Origin of the sequence: Subtercola sp. PAMC28395 (genome assembly GCF_018889995.1) — a bacterium.
In the GTDB taxonomy this organism is placed as follows: domain Bacteria; phylum Actinomycetota; class Actinomycetes; order Actinomycetales; family Microbacteriaceae; genus Subtercola.
Genome location: NZ_CP076547.1, coordinates 660,078 through 676,503, shown reverse-complemented (window position 1 = coordinate 676,503; position 16,426 = coordinate 660,078). Strand labels below are relative to the sequence as shown.

The following is a 16,426-nucleotide window of genomic DNA, read 5'->3' as shown; positions in this document are numbered from 1 at the left end:
AAAGAAGTATGAAAATCATGGCTACCTATGATGTTGCAGGGCGTTCCGCGATCGTGACCGGTGCGGGTTCGGGAATCGGGCGAGCGGTTGCGCTGGAGCTCGCCAAGAACGGCGCGTCGGTGATCGTTTCGGATGTGCGGCTCGAGGGTGCGCAGGCCGTCGTCGAGGAGATTCGCGCTGCCGGGGGCGTCGCCGAGGTGCTTGTGGGCGATGTGTCAGACCCGGCATTCTCCGAGGCGAGCGTTGCGGCGGCGAACGCGCTGGCGCCGCTTCGCATCGCGGTGAACAACGCCGGGATCGGTGGCGAGGCGGCACCGATCGGCGAGTACTCGCTCGAGAGCTGGCGCAAGGTCATCGAAATCAACCTCAATGCCGTGTTCTACGGGCTGAAGTACCAGCTGCCGGCCATTGCGGCCAACGGTGGCGGCTCGATCGTCAACATGGCATCGGTTCTCGGAAGTGTCGGCATCGCGTCGTCGTCGGCCTATGTCACCGCCAAGCACGGGCTCGTGGGGCTGACGAAGAACGCTGCTCTCGAGTACGGTGCGCAGAACGTGCGTACGAACGCTGTGGGCCCCGGCTTCATCCACACTCCGCTTGTCGATGCAAACCTCGATGCTGCCGCGCAGGAGTACCTCGCCTCGAAGCACGCGCTCGGTCGTCTGGGTAAGCCTGAAGAAGTCGCGGCGCTGGTCGCGTTCCTGGTCAGCGATGCCGCTTCGTTCATCTCGGGCAGCTACCACCTGGTCGATGGAGGGTACGCGGCGCAGTAGCACAGACCTGGCAGGGGCACCGCGGTTTTCGATCGCCGTGGCGGCCCGCCAGTCGCCCTCCGCTCTCAAGCATCCCCCTCCGTCTGTGGCCGTGCCTGAGCCATGGTAAATTGAACCAGTGGAGCCGCGAGGCCGCGATGTGCGAGTAGGTGGCACTTTCGTGTACTGTTGCTCCTTGTGTGAAAAACGTGTTTGATCACGCATGCGCCCGTAGCTCAGCTGGATAGAGCGTCTGACTACGGATCAGAAGGCCGGGGGTTCGAATCCCTCCGGGCGCACCACCGAGAACCCCCGCCCAGGCGGGGGTTTTCCTGGTTTCAGGAGCAAATACGTTCCGGTGATGTCTCGAACGATGTGAAGCTCGAGACACGGTTGACCAGCGGCAGCCCCTCGCTGCGGGGCGCCGGGCGCGGACGCGGTTCTGTCAGGTCACAACGCACTCTCGAGATGGTGGGTGCGCGGAGCGACCTGTCGGTCTGAAGTCTGGCTCGACCGCGTCAGAAGATGTCGATCAGGCCTCGTGCAGCCGGGCACGCAGGGCATCGAGTGACTGCTGTGCGGCGCGACGCACTTCTTTGTCGCGGTCACGAAGCAGGCGCTCGAGCACCTCAATGCTCGCTTCGTCGCCGACGGCGGCAATTGCACGCGCTGCGGCAGAGCGCACGCGGGCATATTCGTCGGTGGTGAGCCGGGCGAAATCACTCGGGATTCCGATGCTGCGGGTGGCGCAGACCCTGGCCGCCATTTCGCGCACTCGCCACGATTGGTTGGCGAGGCCAGCCAGAACAGCGGGTGCGGCTGCGTCGTCCCAGACGTAGAGAAGGGCACGGGCTCCCCAGAGCTCCGGCCAGTACAGGGCCGGGGCCCCGGCCAGGATCCCTTCTGCGTGCGGGCCTCCGACGACGCGCAGGAAGTCTTCGCCCTCGTAGCCGCCCGCGAGCAGCGAACGCGCACGACGGGCGACACTATTCTCGCCTTCGATCAGCACGAGCGAGTGGAGGCGCTCCTCGAGGGAGTCGTCAGGGGATGAAGGTGATGCATTCTGGTCTGCCATGGGTGAGTACAGACTAGCCCTGCTACGCGACTAGACCGGCTGACCAGACGGGAGCGTCTCCGGCAGGCGGGGAATGTCGGCGACGCTGTCGAGAATGTACCGGTGCGGGTATTGCATCAGCTCGGCCCGGCTGAGGCCGCCGGTCAGCACGCCCACGCCGATGACGCCGGCATTCTCGGCAGCGAACAGATCGACGGCCGTGTCGCCAGCTGCGAGCACAGCCCGCGTGCTGAGCGTTCCTGTCTTCTCCATCGCGTGGTGAATGAGGTACGGGGCTGGCCGGCCGGCGGCGACGTCAGACGTCGTGATCACGGCGTCCAGCAGGTCGTCATCGCTGTGCCCCACGGTCCAACCGAGCGATGCGAGCAATGGCAGGGCGACGTCGTCGGAGAAACCGGTGCTCAGTGCGATGGCGATTCCGCGGGAGGCGAGTTCGCGCAGGGCGGCTTCGACTCCGGGCAGTGCAACAGGCGGTCGGTCGACGTACGACGCGTGCAGGAGCGTGCGGAACCGGGCGAAGGCGTGGCTCACGAGATCGTCGTCGGCTGGCACCCCTCCGAGGCCGATCAGGGCAGTCAGTGCGGCAACCTTGTCGGTGCCCATCCACTGCTGCACGTCGGAATCGGTGAGGGTTGCGCCCGTCTCGATGACGGCGTCGGCAAGAGCGTCGTAGACGAGCCCATGGTCGTCGATCGTCGTTCCGGCCATGTCGCACACAACGAGCTCGATCACAGTGTTACGGCCTCCCCGTTGCACCAGATCGGACACCAGTGCGTACCTCGACATTTCATCAGTGAGAGTTGAATGCCATGTGAATGGCAGGCGACAGGATGCCCCGTGCTGCTCGCCACGCTTGACTTACGCCTCGTGGCACCCGCAGTCTCGAATACCGTGATGAATTCTCCCGGTCGTGCTCCCGTCGCTGTGATTGCCGAATGTGACGTTCTGGTGGTCGGTGCTGGCATCCTCGGCCTCGCTCACGCGGCCGAAGCCCGCAGGCGAGGGTTGTCAGTAGTCGTGATCGACAGGGACAGCCGCGCGGTTGGCGCGTCGATTCGCAACTTCGGGCACTGCTGTGTCACAGCGCAGTCCGGCGACCTCCTCGAACTCGCGCAGTTCGCACGCGAACGGTGGCTGCATTTCAGCGGCCGCGCCGGGTTCTTCGCCGTCGAGTCCGGAGCGCTCGCCGTTGCACGACGAAGTGAAGAACTGGCGGTACTCGAAGAGCTCGCACAGAGCCGCGAGCCCGGGCAGGTTCAGCTCATCAGCGCGGATGAGACCCGTGACCGCCTCTCCTCTGAACCTGATGAACGGTCTCAGTACGGCCGCGAGGTTCTCGGGGGAGCCATCCTGCGAGACGACCTGCGCGTCGACCCTCGCGAAGCCGTCGGTTCCCTGGCGGCCTGGCTGGCGGGTGAGGCCGGCGTGACCTTCTTGTGGCGCACGTCGTACCTGTTCAGTGATGAAGATCGCGCACAGACTTCGCGAGGGGTCGTCAGGGCGGCACGCACGATCGTCTGCGTCGGCCACGACATCGACTACGTCTTCCCCGAGCTGGCCGAGCAGTACCAGATCGAACGCTGTGGTCTGCAGATGGCACGCATCGAGGCGCCGCGGGCCCTGCGCATCGGCCCCGCTGTTCTCACCGGCACATCGATGCTGCGGTACCCCGCTTTCACTGACATGGATGCCGCGGCCGCCCTGGGCGCAGCCGTCGCCGCCGATGATCCGGAGCTCGTCGCTATCGGGGCGAATGTCATGTTCACCCAACGCCCCGACGGCACCATCATCGTGGGAGACAGTCACCGGTACGACGTCACCATGGACCCCTTCCAGCGTGAGCAGACGACGGAACTTCTCGTCGCGCGAATCTGCGAGATACTCGAGGTGGATGATGCGCGCGTGCTCGAGCGCTGGCAGGGAATCTATGCGTCCAGCCCGCAACGTCCTTACCTGGTCACGGACGTCACGCCCTGGGTGACGGCTGCCGTCATCACCTCGGGGGTCGGCATGACCGTCTCGTTCGGCGTCGCGGCGCGCACCTTCGATGCCCTCCGCTGACGTGGCGGGTGATCAATACCGTTGACCTGGCGCAGCGACCCCGATGCGGTGACCCCGATGCGGTGACCCCCAGTCGGGTGTCAAAATGTCACCGCCCGGCCGCCCGGATTTTGCTCGGAGTTTACGCGTAGAGCGCCCTCTGGTCACCCTCGCCGGTCACCATCGAGTGACCGACCCGGTGCCCTGAAGTGTTCGCCTCACAGCGCGAACGGCCGGCCGGTCACAGGAGGACACCTCAGTGAACAGAACACGTCTCATGGCGGGGGCGGCGCTTGCCGTCGTCGCAGCCGTCTCACTCAGCGCCTGCGCCGGCTCAAGCACGCCCTCGAGCACCGCAGAAACCAGCGCCAAGACCGCGACCAGTGCCGCGGATCTGGGCGGAATGGATGCGCTCGTCAAAGCAGCCACCGCAGAGGGCACGCTCAACGTCATCACTCTTCCGCCGTCATGGGCGAACTACGGCAAGATCATCTCCGGCTTCGAAGCGAAGTATCCCGGCATCACGATCGTCTCCGCAAACCCTGACGGCTCGAGTGCGGATGAGGTCGCGGCCGCAAAGGCTCAGAAGGGCCAGTCCACCGCCCCCGACGTCTTCGACCTCGGTACCGCCGTGCTCCAGCAGAACCTCGACCTCGTGGCGCCCTACAAGGTGTCGAACTGGGCAGACATTCCCGCCGATTTCAAAGACCCTGCTGCCAAGTGGTACTACGACTACACGGGTCTGATGTCCATCGGCTATGACTCCAGCGTCATCAAGACTCCTCCGACCTCGATGAAGGATCTGCTCGGCTCGGCCTACAACGGAAAGGTTGCCATCAAGGGTGACCCGACCCAGGCGAACGAGGCTGCCAGTGCGGTGTACCTCGCGGCGCTGCAGAGCGGCGGCAAGGCAGACAATGTCCAGCCCGGCATCGATTTCTTCCACAGCCTCAAGGCTGCCGGGAATTTTCTCGCCGTCACACCGACTCAGGCCACCGTTGCCTCAGGCGAGACGCCCGTGGTGATCCAGTGGAGCTACAACAACCTCGCTTGGGGTGCAGCTGGCGGATCGTCCGGAAACGCCAACTTCAAGACAGTCGTGCTCCCCGGCACAGCGCTCGGCAGCTACTACAACCAGGCCATCAGCACTGACGCTCCGCACCCGGCAGCGGCCCGGTTGTGGGAGGAGTACATCTACAGCCCCGAGGTGCAGAACCTGTATCTCGCTTCAGGCGCGTACCCCGCAACCCTTGCTGCAATGCAGACCTCCGGCACGGTCGACAAGACCGTACTCGCCTCGGTAGGCGAAGCACCGGCGAGCTTCGTGCAGCTGACGGCAGACCAGGCTTCCGCTGCGGCGGCTCTGCTGAAGTCGAACTGGGCAGCAGCGATCGGCTGACGATCAGATGACAGCAATTGTCGCCGCACCACCGGTACCGGTCGACAGCATCAGCGACGCCGGGGTCCTGCCCCGGCGTCGCTGTGCCGCCTGGCTGGGCCTCGTGCCGTTCTCTGCCTACGTCGTATTGTTCCTCGCGATCCCTGCCGTCCTGGCGGTTGCGAGCGGATTCTTCGATTCGACGGGCGATTTCACCCTTGCCAATTTCGCCGCTTACACGAACCCGACCATCCTCGGCAACTTCTTCTCGTCACTGTGGCTCTCGGCCCTGACTGCCGTTGTCGGCGCGATCCTCGGCGCACTGATCTGCTACGCCATGCTCGGTACGCGCGCTGAGACCGGGCTTCGCCGCACCGTCGATTCCGCGAGCAGTGTGCTCGCCCAGTTCGGTGGCGTGATGCTGGCTTTCGCATTCATCGCGACGATCGGCACCCAGGGCGTGCTCACCAAGTGGCTTGTCTCCATCGGTTTCACGACGAACATCTTCAACAACTTCAACAACAATGGTCCCCTTTTGTACCAGATCCCGGGGCTCGTGATTCCGTACCTCTACTTTCAGGTGCCACTGATGGTGCTCACCTTCATGCCCGCTGTGGAGGGACTCAAATCGACGTGGGCTGAAGCAAACGCCACCCTCGGCGGCACTCGCTTCACCTACTGGACCCGCATCGGTGCTCCGATCCTCGCGCCCGCCTTCTTCGGCAGCCTCATCCTGCTTTTTGCGAATTCCTTCTCGTCATATGCAACGGCCGCCGCGCTGATCTCCCAGGGCGGAATCATTCCACTCGCGATCCGCCAGCAGCTCACCAGTGAGACCATCGTCGGCGTCGCCAATGTCGCAGGTGTGCTCGCCCTCGGGATGGTTGTGGTCATGATCGTGCTGATGAGCGCGTATTCCGTGCTGCAGCGGCGGGCCTCGAGGTGGCGTCGATGAGCCGGCCACAAGAGACAACGCGGTACCGCGCGGAACCCGGGCGGATGGCGCGATGGGTCATCCTCGGAGTGGCAGGCGTGCTGTTCGTCGTACCAATTCTCTCGATGCTCGAGTTCTCGCTGCGCAGCGGGCAATCCGGGGCACACGGCCTCGAGCACTATTCAGCGATCTTCGGTGGAAGTGCGGGCACTTACGCGGTGCTCTTCCAGGGAATCCTGAACTCGCTGGTGATCTGCCTCATCACTGTTCTGATTGTGCTGTTACTGCTCCTGCCGACCATGATCCTGGTGGAGATCGCGTTTCCCCGGCTTCGCGGGGTTCTCGAGTTCATCTGCATCATTCCCATCACCATTCCCTCGATTGTTCTCGTCGTGGGTTTCATTCCGGTGTACTCGGTGGTTGCGCGGATCTTCGGCAGCAACCCGTGGACGCTTGCGTTCGCTGTGGGAATCATCGTGCTGCCGTATGCCTTCCGCCCTATCGCGGCCAACCTCGCCGGCGTCGAGGTCGTCACGCTCAGTGAGGCCGGGCGGTCGCTCGGCGCGAGTTGGGCCCAGGTGCTGTGGCGGGTCATCCTGCCGAATCTTCGCACCGGAATCGTCTCGGCCTGCTTCATCACCGTCGCGGTGGTTCTGGGTGAGTACACGATCGCCTCGTTCCTCAGTCAGAACACCTTCCAGACAGCGCTCGTGCTCGTGCAGCACACCGACCCATATGTCGCCGTGATCTTCGCGGTATTCGCCCTCGCGTTGGCGTTTGTTCTGTTACTCGTCATCGGCCGACTCGGAAGTCTCGGCCGCAACCGGAGGTCTCGATGACCACAACCGCATCAGCCACGTCCTTACAGACTCTGCGTGAGCGCCAAGGCTCAACCGTCGAACTGCGAAACGTCGTGAAGTACTACTCCAGCCAGAAGGCTCTGAATGGCGTGAACCTGTCGATGGCACCAGGGGAGTTCATCGCCCTTCTCGGGCCGTCGGGATGCGGAAAGACGACAGTCCTGCGCGCGCTCTCCGGCCTGGAATCGCTCTCTGACGGCCGCATTCTCATCGACGGCCTCGATGTTGCCCGAACCCCGGTCAACAAGCGCGACATCGGTATGGTGTTCCAGGCATACTCCCTCTTCCCCCACATGACCGTCTCGCAGAATGTCGAATTCGGGTTGCGGATGCGAAAAGTGGATGCTGCGGCCCGCCGCCGCCGGGCATCCGAAGCTCTCGACATGGTCGGACTCGACGGGTTCGGTGCCCGCTACGCACACCAGCTCTCCGGCGGTCAGCAGCAACGGGTCGCGCTCGCACGCGCACTCGTGACGCGACCGAAGGTACTGCTGCTCGACGAACCGCTCTCGGCCCTCGATGCAAAGGTGCGTGTTCAACTTCGCGACGAGATCCGCCGCATCCAGACCGATCTCGGCATCACCACTCTGTTCGTCACCCACGACCAGGAGGAGGCCCTGGCCGTCGCCGACCGGGTCGCGGTGATGCGTGAAGGCAACATCGAGCAGATCGGCACGCCGGAAGACCTCTATACCAAGCCCGCTACGTCGTTCGTGGCCACCTTCATCGGTTTGAGCAACGCCGTCAGTGCGGAGCTCTCTGGCGGCACAGTCTCTCTTCTCGGGTCGCGCTTGCCGCTCCTGGGGACGGGACCCGCCGACGGGCCGGTCACGGCCTACATTCGCCCGGAAGACATCGCGTTCGGCGGCTCGGGAATCCCGGCGACAGTCGTCGCCTCGAGCTTTCTCGGGTCTCTCCGCCGCACGCAAGTCAGGCTCGAGACCGGGGAGGTGCTCTTCGTTCAACACGACGTGCACCTGCACCCGGCACCGGGCGAGCGGGTGCACGTGGTGCTGGGCGGAAGGCCGGTGGCCGCCGGCGCCCCGGTACGCAGTTCGACGTGACGCCCGGCGGTGCTGGCGCGCCCCGCCTGCACTTCGAGACGCGCCTCGAGTGAATCGCTGGGGGATGAAGATGGTGCATTGCGGTCTGCCGTGGGCGCGTTCAGACTAGCCGTGTAGCCCACAGCGCTCGCCACGGCCTGCGAGGTGTGTTTTCGAGAACGAGGAGTTCAGTGATGACCTTTCAGCCGAGTGAGTTCCATGCCGCGATGGACCGGGCACACGCCGGCGCTCGCGAGTGGATCGATTCGATACCGGGCAGGCGGGTCGCTCCCAGCGCGAACATCGACGAGATGCTCGCCGTGTTCCGAGGCCCTCTGCAGGATCGCCCGACCGCCCCGGCAGACGTCGTCGACGAGCTGGCGAGGCTCGCGGAGCCGGGTCTCATGGCCATGCCCTCCGGTCGGTTCTTCGGATGGGTCATCGGCGGTACGCTGCCGGCGTCGTTGGGCGCAGACTGGCTGGTGAGTTCCTGGGACCAGAACGCTGCAATGCGGTATGCCTCACCGGCGACCGCAGCGATCGAACAGGTCGCAGGTGAGTGGCTCGTCGACGCCCTCGGCCTGCCGCCCGGCTCGGAGGTGGGCTTCACCACCGGCGCGACAATGGCCAACTGGACGGGCCTGGCCGCAGCGAGGGCTTACCTGCTCGACCGCGTGGGCTGGGACGTGAACACCCGGGGCATGCAGGGCAGCCCACCGATCACCGTGCTCGCCGGTGCCGAAGGGCACACCTCCGTCGATCTCGCGCTGCGGTACCTCGGCTTCGGTTCGCCCGCCAGAGTTCCGGCCGACGAGCAGGGCCGAATACTCGTCGACGAGCTCAGGGTTGCTCTCCGCGCGAGCGAGGGCCCGGTCATCCTGTGCCTTCAGGCGGGCAATCTGCACTCGGGAGCCTTCGACCCGATGGCCGAGGCGATCACGCTCGCGCACGAGTACGGTGCCTGGGTGCACGTGGATGGTGCGTTCGGGCTGTGGGCCGCGGCGAGCCCGACGCTCGCGCCGCAGCTGGAGGGTGTCGAGCTGGCCGATTCGTGGGCGACCGACGCGCACAAGACGCTCAACGTGCCCTACGACTGCGGTGTCGCAATTGTGGCCCACCCGGGCGTCGCGCGTGCAGCTCTCGGCACCCAGACCGCCTATCTGATGCGCGCGGAGGGTAACGCGCCCGACCCGATGGATCTGACCCCGGAGATGTCGAGACGGGCGCGCGGCGTTCCGGTCTGGGCTGCGCTGAAACAGCTCGGCCGCTCGGGGTTGACCAACCTCGTAGAGGGCCTGGTCTCGAATGCACAGGCACTGGCGACTGAGCTTGCCACGCTGCCCGGGGTCTCGGTGCTCAACGAGGTGGTCTTCACGCAGGTGTGCCTGAGTTTCGGCTCCGACGAGCGCACCCGCGAAGTGACGGCGAACCTCATCGCCGACGGCGCGGTATGGATGTCCGGCTCACGGTGGCGCGGGCACGACGTCCTGCGCATCTCTGTCAGCAATTGGTCGACCGGCGCAGACGAGGTCGCCTTCTCAGTGCAGGCCGTGCGAAGGGCAATGAGGTGACGGCGCGCGTTCCCGTGAGCCCCCTGAGGTGTTTGCCTGTAGAGCAGCGCTCATGAAAGTATGAGCGCGTGAAGACACCGGACGTTCGCCGCTGGACCGGGATCCCGGCTTGTGCGGTGGAGGGCTTTCTCCTGGCCTCTGGACGCGACGCCCGTCGCGGTCGACCAGCGAGAAGACATCGATGAGCGGCGATGATGCTGGTTCGTGGTTTCTCAGCCGCGAAGAACGCGGAAACCTGGCCACAGATGTGCATTCGGGTGCAGCCGGAGCCATAGCGTGGTCAGAGGGAAACCTCGTCCGACCACTCGTGCACGGGGCGAGCTACTTCGCCCGGCTTCATGAGGAGTTGACGGCGCTGGGCCCCGGAGACCGGGTCTGGTTCACGGACTGGCGTGGCGATGCTGATGAGCGTCTGACAGCTGACGGCCCGTCGATCGGCGACCTGCTCGCCAGGCTCGCCCGCACGGGTGTTGAAGTTCGCGGACTCGTCTGGCGCTCTCATGGGGAACGCGTGTCATCCCCGATCAGTGGCCGGTCGAACGAACTTCTGGGAAGAGAGATCAACGACGCCGGCGGGGAGGTGTTGCTCGACCAACGGGTCCGCCTGTTCGGTTCGCATCATCAGAAGCTCTTCGTCATCCGGTATCGCGACGACCCGTCGAAGGACGTTGCTTTCGTCGGTGGCCTCGATCTCAGCCACAGTCGTCGTGACGACGCAGAACATGCCGGAGACCCGCAGGCCGTGACCATGAATCCGCGCTATGGCAGACGACCCCCGTGGCATGATGCGGCGCTCGAACTCCGAGGCCCGGTCGTGGCAGACCTGCTCGCGGTCTTCGCCGAACGATGGAACGACCCGCATCCGCTCGACAAGCGCACCCCGTACCGGATGCTCGTGCAACGACTGGCTCACATGCCTCGCCATCCTCAGCCTCTCCCCGAGGCAGCGCCCCCGCCCCCACCAGCCGGCCCGCATTCGGTCCAACTGTTGCGCACATACGGGGTGAAACGACCACCCTTCCCGTTCGCCCCCGAAGGGGAGCGCAGCGTGGCCCGTGCCTATGCAAAGGCCTTCGCCCGGGCTCGCTCGCTGATCTACATCGAAGACCAGTACCTGTGGTCGACGGAGGTCGCGGCTGCCCTGGCGGAGGCACTGCAGCGCAATCCCGTTCTCACCGTGATCATCGTCGTGCCCCGCTACCCCGACTCCGACGGCCCTCTCACCGGGCCGCCTAAGAGGCTGGGGCAATTGCGTGCGGTCGGACTCCTGCGGCGGGCCGCGCCTGGACGAGTGGGAGTCTTCGACCTCGAGAACAGCGCAGGCACGCCGATCTACGTGCACGCGAAGATCTGCATTGTCGACGACACCTGGATGACGTGCGGTTCAGACAACTTCAACCGACGTTCCTGGACCACGGACAGCGAGCTCACCTGCGCCGTTGTGGATGAATCAGGAGACATTCGTGCGCAGTCCGGCGAGACGTCGGGGAGCGGTGCTGGGACCCACCCGAGCGTCGCCGGGACACTGGCACGGGACCTGCGGGTTCAGCTCTGGTCTGAGCATCTCGGTCGTGACCGGGAGGACCCGTCTGTGCTCGATCCTGCCGCAGGCCTCGGGGTGTGGAACGCTTCGGCCGATGCACTCGACCAGTGGCACGAGTCAGGTTGCTCGGGGCCGCGCCCCGAGGGTCGCGCGCGCCATCACCACATCGAACCGGTCACCGCCGCCCAGCGCCTCTGGGCGGCTCCGGCCAGCCGACTCGTCGTCGACCCAGACGGGCGCCCCCGCCAGCTGAGACACACAGCCCGGTTCTAGTCCCTGCGTGCGAGCTTCACGTGGTGGTGGAACAGGCGGCCAACGATGCTCGTAGGAGTGATGTGCACGAACACGTAGGGCTCCGTCGGCACCCAGTCGGGCAGCGCGGTGAACGCAGCATCCGGTACCTCGAAGTCGTCGGTGACCGCGTGGGCAGTGCCTTTGACTGTGACGCTCCAGGTGCCCTCGTCGGTAGACGCGTCGACCTCGAAGACGACCGTCTTGTTCGTCATGAGCTCGGTGAGCTTGGTTCCGGAAGCCGTACGGAAGACGATCGCGCTGCCGTTGCTGAAGTAGTTCACCGGAAAGATCTCGGGCTGGTCGTCGACGCTCACGCCGATACGGCCGAACGTCGCTCCGGTCACAAGGGCCCAGCTCCGGGCATCCGACAATTCGGTGACCGGTCCCTGGGGTGACCACTCTTCGATGTCATCTTCACGATCGGGCACGGTGACTCATCTCTCGAGGATGTCTTTGCATGGTCGCATTCGCTTTCGTGTGGTTGGCATTCTGGTGGCTGTTGCTCCGCACTCCACTATCTGGGGAGTCTCGATCGATCGACAGTGCCGAAGGTCCCACCTCAAACTGCCTCCGGACGTGTTTGCGCGATCTGTTCAAATTCTGGACGTATCTCCAATAGAAGCGACTGGCGCGAGAGTCTGGAAGTGTCGGATCTCCTCTTCAGCGGGGACGAGGTGCTCAGAAGTCGATTTCGGCTGTGGTTCCTGAGGCGATACGACATAACGTGACTGTGGCAGCGCCGCCCAATGAAGCGAGGTTCGGCAATGGGACTCAAGTTCGGTACCTTCATGGCTCCTTTCCACTGCCCGGCTGGCCAGAATCCGACTACTGCGTACCAACGCGACCTGGAGATCATCCAGCACATGGACCGTCTCGGGTTCGACGAAGCCTGGATCGGCGAGCATCATTCTGCTGGCCAAGAGCTGATTCCTGATCCGATGGCGTTCATCGCCTGGCTCGCACCACAGACGCGCGACATCAAATTGGGAACGGGTGTTCTCTCGTTGCCCTATCACAACCCGCTCTGGGTCGCTGACCGGGCATTGTTCCTGGACCGACTGCTCCGCGGTCGTTTCATGCTGGGCATCGGCCCCGGTGCGCTTCCGACGGACGCGACGATGGTCGGCATCACCCTCGAAGAACAGCGCACTGCACTGGAAGACGACACGGATGTTCTGATGAGCATTCTGCGGGGTGAGAAGGTGACGGCGCGAACGAAGCGCTACAACCTCGTAGACGCACACACGCAGCTCGCGCCCTACAGCGACTTCGACATCGTGGTGGCTGCCATAGCCTCGCCAACGGGCCCGCGCGCCGCGGCCCGCCACGGACTCGGGCTCATGTCGGTCGGCGCCACGGCCCAACGCGGGTTCGACGCTCTGGCGCTGCACTGGGATGTGATGGAAGAGCGAGCCCCGCGCTTCGGGCATGTTCCTGATCGTTCGAAGTGGCGGCTGTGCGGCCCGATGCACCTGGCCGAGACGCGGGAGCAGGCGATCGAAGACGTCAAGTACGGGCTCGATGACTGGTCGGAGTACACCCAGCACGTTCTTGCGACACCGCATTTCCGTGCGGTGGGCGCGACGTTCGAGGAGAGGGTGCAGTGGGTGAACGAGTCGGGGTTGGGCGTGATCGGCACCGTTGACGATGCCATCGCCCAGATCGAGCGACTGCAGAAGCAATCCGGTGGGTTCGGCTCGTATCTTCTGATCCACCATGAATGGGCCAGGCATGCAGCGACTCTGAAGAGCTACGAGCTGTTCGCAGACCACGTGATCCCGCGATTCCAGGGGAGCGCCGATCGCCTGGTTCAGGCAACCGAGTACGCGATCTCCCGGTGGGACGAACTCGACGCGCCGCAGGCGGCTGCCATCCAGGCCGCGACCGACAGGTATGCCGCCGAACGCCTGGCTTCGCGGCCCTGAACCTCCTCTGAAACGACACAGGAGTCCCCTCATGATCACCCTCCAGCAGACGATCGATCGCGATCAGCTCAGGCGCGCCTTCGGCTCGTTCCCTTCAGGAATAGCGGCGATCTGTGCATACATCGACGGCAAGCCCGCGGGAATGGCGGCGAGTTCGTTCACGTGGGTGTCGCTTGATCCACCACTGGTCTCTGTCTGCATACAGAACGAATCCACTACGTGGCCGATTCTCAGACAGTGTCCGCTGTTGGGATTGAGCGTGCTCTCGCAATGGCACGACAAGACCAGTCGGCAACTGTCGGTGAAGGACGGTGATCGCTTTGCCGGGGTCGAGTGGGATGCCGGCCCTGACAACAGCGTGCTCATCCGCGGTGCTACGGCCTGGATGGAGATCTCGATGTTCAAGGAGGTGCCTGCGGGAGATCACACCATCGCGATCCTCCAGGTGCATCGCTTCGACTGGGTTCCCAACACCCCGCCCCTTGTGTACTACGGCAACAAGTTCCGCAAGATCAGCATGACCGCAGAAGAAGAGTTACACGCCACCGCAGAGCAGTGGTGATCATCCGCCACCCGGCGGATGCAGAACAGGAGAACAACAGATGTACAGAACTGTCGACCCGACGTCAGGCGAAGTCATTCGCGAATTCGCTGATCTGAGCGATGAGGAGGCGACGCACGCACTCGAGCGAGCCGATGCCGCCTATCGCAGCTGGTCGGCTTTGCCGATCGGCGAACGTGCCGCCATCGTCGGGCAGATCGGGGCGCTTCATCGTGAGCGCACGGAGGAACTCGCCCAATTGATGACGCTCGAAATGGGCAAGCCGATCACGCAGTCCCGGGCCGAAGTGCAGCTCGCGGCGTCGATCTACGAGTACTACGGGCAGAAGGGCCCCGCGTTGCTCGCGGACGAGACGCTCGACATCGCGGGCGCCGGAGTGGCCGTGGTGCGCACCGAACCCATCGGCGCCCTTCTGGGGGTCATGCCGTGGAACTTCCCGCTCTACCAGGTCGCCCGCTTTGTCGCTCCCAACCTCCTGCTCGGCAACACGATCCTGCTCAAGCACGCGAGCAACTGCCCGCAACTCTCGCTCGCCGTCGAACAGATCGCGAGTGATGCCGGAGCCTCCAACGGTGAATATGCGAACGTCTTCGTCACCCACGGGCAGATCGAAGGAATTATCGCCAGCCCTCTCCTGCAGGGTGTCTCGCTGACGGGCTCCGAGAGCGCGGGTCGACGGATCGGGGGGTTGGCGGGCCAGAACCTGAAGAAGTGCGTACTCGAACTCGGCGGCTCGGACCCGCTGATCATCCTGCCCGGGGCTGATATCCCCCTGGCCGTCTCTGCCGCCGCCACGGGGCGATTCTGGAACGCTGGGCAGGCGTGCACATCGATGAAGCGCACGATCGTCTCTGAAGAGGTCTGGGATGACTTCTTCCCTCGTTTTCTCGAAGAAGCGTCGACGTGGCACACGGGCGACCCGAAGGATCCCGACACGAAGATGGGGCCATTGTCGTCGCCTGGATCTCGCCGCGATGTAGCCGAACTGGTGGATGACGCCGTGGCGAAGGGCGCGAAGGTGCATCTGGGCGGAACGATTCCTGAGGGTGATGGCGCCTACTATCCCGCAACTGTGCTCTCGGGAGTCACGCCGGACATGCGTCTCTACCACGAGGAGATCTTCGGACCGGTAGCCGTTGTGTACAAAGTCGCTTCGACAGATGCGGCGGTCGACCTTGCGAACGACTCACCCTTCGGTCTGGGCAGTGCAGTCTTCGCCGGATCAGGAATCGAGGCGGATGAGGTTGCCGGTCGGCTGGAGGTCGGCATGGTCGGAGTCAACATGCTGATCAGGAGCGCTCCTGATCTGCCGTTCGGCGGCGTCAAGAATTCGGGCATCGGCAGGGAGCTGGGCCGCTTCGGTCTCGACGAGTTCGCCAACAAGAAACTCGTTCGTCGGGCGTGAGCTACAGATGACCCCAGCCTGAAAGGGGGAGCCCCGCAGAAACCCGCGGGGCTCCCCCTTTTTGTCGGCACAGAGCCGACTGTCACAAAGAGGCTGGATCACGCTCCGACGAACTGACAGGTGCTGTACGCAAAAAAGCTGGCCGCGTGCGGTTCCGTCAAGTGGAACCGGCACGCAGCCAGCTTGTCTGTTGGGGCCCCGGGAAGGGGCCGCAGGTGGTTAGACGAGCACCATTCCGCCGTCGATCATCATGACCTGGCCGGTCATGTAGTCCGAGTCGGATGATGCGAGGAACAGCGCCGTACCGATGACGTCTTCTGCAACACCCTTGCGACCGATCAGGTTGGCGCCCGAGAACTCGTCCCACGCCTGGCCGACCTTGGCGGATGCGCCGATCTCGACGAGGTCTTCGTCGAGCTTCTTCCACAGGGGAGTGTCGACGACGCCCGGAGCAAATGCGTTCGAGGTGATGTGGTGTTCGGCGAGCGCATTTGCGGCCGACTGGTTGAGTGCGATCACGCCGAACTTGCTCACGCAGTACGAACCGAAGTTGCCGTAACCCTGGCGACCGGCAATCGATGACGTGAGGATGAGTTTTCCGCCGTGGCCCTGCTTGATCATCTGCTTGGCGGCCTCCTGCTGGCAGATCAGGGTGCCGAGAGCGTTGACGTCGAGCGTCAAGCGGAAGTTGTCTTCGGTGATCTCGAGGAACTTCTGCGGCTTGATCATGCCCGCGATGGCGAACAGAACGTCGAGCTTGCCGAACGCCTCGACGGCGGTCTCCACGGCTTTCGCGACATCTGCACGCTCTGTCACGTTGCCGGCGATGGAAACAGCCTTGCCGCCTGCGGCGATGATCTCGTCAGCCACCGCTTTGGCGGCGTCGGCGTTCAGATCGACGATCGTCACACCTGCGCCTTCCTTGGCGAGGGCGATGCTCACGACTCGACCCATTCCGCTGCCGCCACCCGTGACGAGGATGCTGCGACCTTCTACGCGTCCTGACATTTTCTTCTCCTTATATTTATGGTGAGTGGTTCCCGC

15 protein-coding genes and 1 tRNA gene are annotated in these 16,426 nt (G+C 64.3%); 12 read left to right on the top strand and 4 right to left on the bottom strand.

Annotated elements, in window-relative coordinates; genetic code table 11:
• Positions 1–17 precede the first annotated feature (17 nt).
• Positions 18–773 carry an SDR family NAD(P)-dependent oxidoreductase gene (locus KPL76_RS03235; RefSeq protein WP_216335094.1) on the top strand — a complete coding sequence of 252 codons (756 nt, stop codon included), beginning with the start codon at positions 18–20 and terminating at the stop codon, positions 771–773.
• A gap of 204 nt (positions 774–977) precedes the next feature.
• Positions 978–1,054 (top strand) — tRNA-Arg (locus KPL76_RS03230).
• Between the two features lie 230 nt (positions 1,055–1,284).
• On the opposite strand, the gene KPL76_RS03225 is transcribed toward KPL76_RS03230, so the two are convergent.
• Together KPL76_RS03225 and KPL76_RS03220 are read right to left on the bottom strand one after the other, a co-directional pair.
• Entirely contained in the window at positions 1,285–1,827 is a 543-nt protein-coding gene (locus KPL76_RS03225) for a HEAT repeat domain-containing protein (RefSeq protein WP_216335093.1), read from the bottom strand.
• Positions 1,828–1,857: 30 nt separating this feature from the next.
• On the bottom strand, positions 1,858–2,559 hold the full coding sequence (locus KPL76_RS03220; protein WP_216335092.1) for a phosphonatase-like hydrolase: 702 nt from the start codon (positions 2,557–2,559) through the stop codon (positions 1,858–1,860).
• Positions 2,560–2,721: 162 nt separating this feature from the next.
• On the opposite strand from KPL76_RS03220, the gene KPL76_RS03215 reads away from it, so the two are divergent.
• The 7 genes from KPL76_RS03215 to KPL76_RS03185 all read left to right on the top strand — a co-directional run bounded on the left by KPL76_RS03215 (position 2,722) and on the right by KPL76_RS03185 (position 11,469).
• On the top strand, positions 2,722–3,888 hold the full coding sequence (locus tag KPL76_RS03215) for a TIGR03364 family FAD-dependent oxidoreductase (protein ID WP_216335091.1): 1,167 nt from the start codon (positions 2,722–2,724) through the stop codon (positions 3,886–3,888).
• A 238-nt stretch (positions 3,889–4,126) separates the two neighbouring features.
• A complete protein-coding gene (locus KPL76_RS03210; RefSeq protein ID WP_253202139.1) occupies positions 4,127–5,266 on the top strand; it encodes an ABC transporter substrate-binding protein in 1,140 nt (379 codons plus the stop codon).
• Positions 5,267–5,273: 7 nt separating this feature from the next.
• Positions 5,274–6,200 (top strand): ABC transporter permease subunit, encoded by a 927-nt coding sequence (locus KPL76_RS03205; protein WP_253202138.1) that lies wholly within the window; start codon positions 5,274–5,276, stop codon positions 6,198–6,200.
• A complete protein-coding gene (locus KPL76_RS03200) occupies positions 6,197–7,018 on the top strand; it encodes an ABC transporter permease (RefSeq protein ID WP_253202137.1) in 822 nt (273 codons plus the stop codon). The genes KPL76_RS03205 and KPL76_RS03200 overlap by 4 nt, the downstream gene beginning before the upstream one ends.
• Complete coding sequence (locus KPL76_RS03195; protein ID WP_216335090.1) at positions 7,015–8,103, top strand: ABC transporter ATP-binding protein; 1,089 nt, start codon at positions 7,015–7,017, stop codon at positions 8,101–8,103. Before KPL76_RS03200 ends, KPL76_RS03195 begins: the two co-directional genes overlap by 4 nt.
• A 173-nt stretch (positions 8,104–8,276) precedes the next feature.
• On the top strand, positions 8,277–9,653 hold the full coding sequence (locus KPL76_RS03190; protein ID WP_216335089.1) for an aminotransferase class V-fold PLP-dependent enzyme: 1,377 nt from the start codon (positions 8,277–8,279) through the stop codon (positions 9,651–9,653).
• A gap of 181 nt (positions 9,654–9,834) precedes the next feature.
• Positions 9,835–11,469 (top strand): phospholipase D-like domain-containing protein, encoded by a 1,635-nt coding sequence (locus KPL76_RS03185; protein WP_216335088.1) that lies wholly within the window; start codon positions 9,835–9,837, stop codon positions 11,467–11,469.
• Here the strand turns inward: KPL76_RS03185 and KPL76_RS03180 are convergent.
• Positions 11,466–11,918, bottom strand: coding sequence for a pyridoxamine 5'-phosphate oxidase family protein (locus KPL76_RS03180; protein WP_216335087.1), 453 nt, complete (start codon positions 11,916–11,918; stop codon positions 11,466–11,468). The two genes, KPL76_RS03185 and KPL76_RS03180, sit on opposite strands and share 4 nt — an antisense overlap.
• 336 nt (positions 11,919–12,254) lie before the next feature.
• Here KPL76_RS03180 and KPL76_RS03175 point away from each other — a divergent pair, with 336 nt between their 5' ends.
• The 3 genes from KPL76_RS03175 to KPL76_RS03165 are packed head-to-tail and all read left to right on the top strand — an operon-like array spanning position 12,255 to position 15,382.
• Positions 12,255–13,415, top strand: a complete 1,161-nt coding sequence (locus KPL76_RS03175) for an LLM class flavin-dependent oxidoreductase (protein WP_216335086.1) — start codon at positions 12,255–12,257, stop codon at positions 13,413–13,415.
• 31 nt (positions 13,416–13,446) lie between these two features.
• A complete protein-coding gene (locus tag KPL76_RS03170) occupies positions 13,447–13,977 on the top strand; it encodes a flavin reductase family protein (RefSeq protein ID WP_216335085.1) in 531 nt (176 codons plus the stop codon).
• A gap of 40 nt (positions 13,978–14,017) precedes the next feature.
• Positions 14,018–15,382, top strand: a complete 1,365-nt coding sequence (locus KPL76_RS03165; RefSeq protein ID WP_216335084.1) for an NAD-dependent succinate-semialdehyde dehydrogenase — start codon at positions 14,018–14,020, stop codon at positions 15,380–15,382.
• 219 nt (positions 15,383–15,601) lie between these two features.
• Here the strand turns inward: KPL76_RS03165 and KPL76_RS03160 are convergent, their stop codons facing one another.
• Complete coding sequence (locus KPL76_RS03160) at positions 15,602–16,390, bottom strand: SDR family NAD(P)-dependent oxidoreductase (RefSeq protein WP_216335083.1); 789 nt, start codon at positions 16,388–16,390, stop codon at positions 15,602–15,604.
• Positions 16,391–16,426 lie beyond the last annotated feature (36 nt).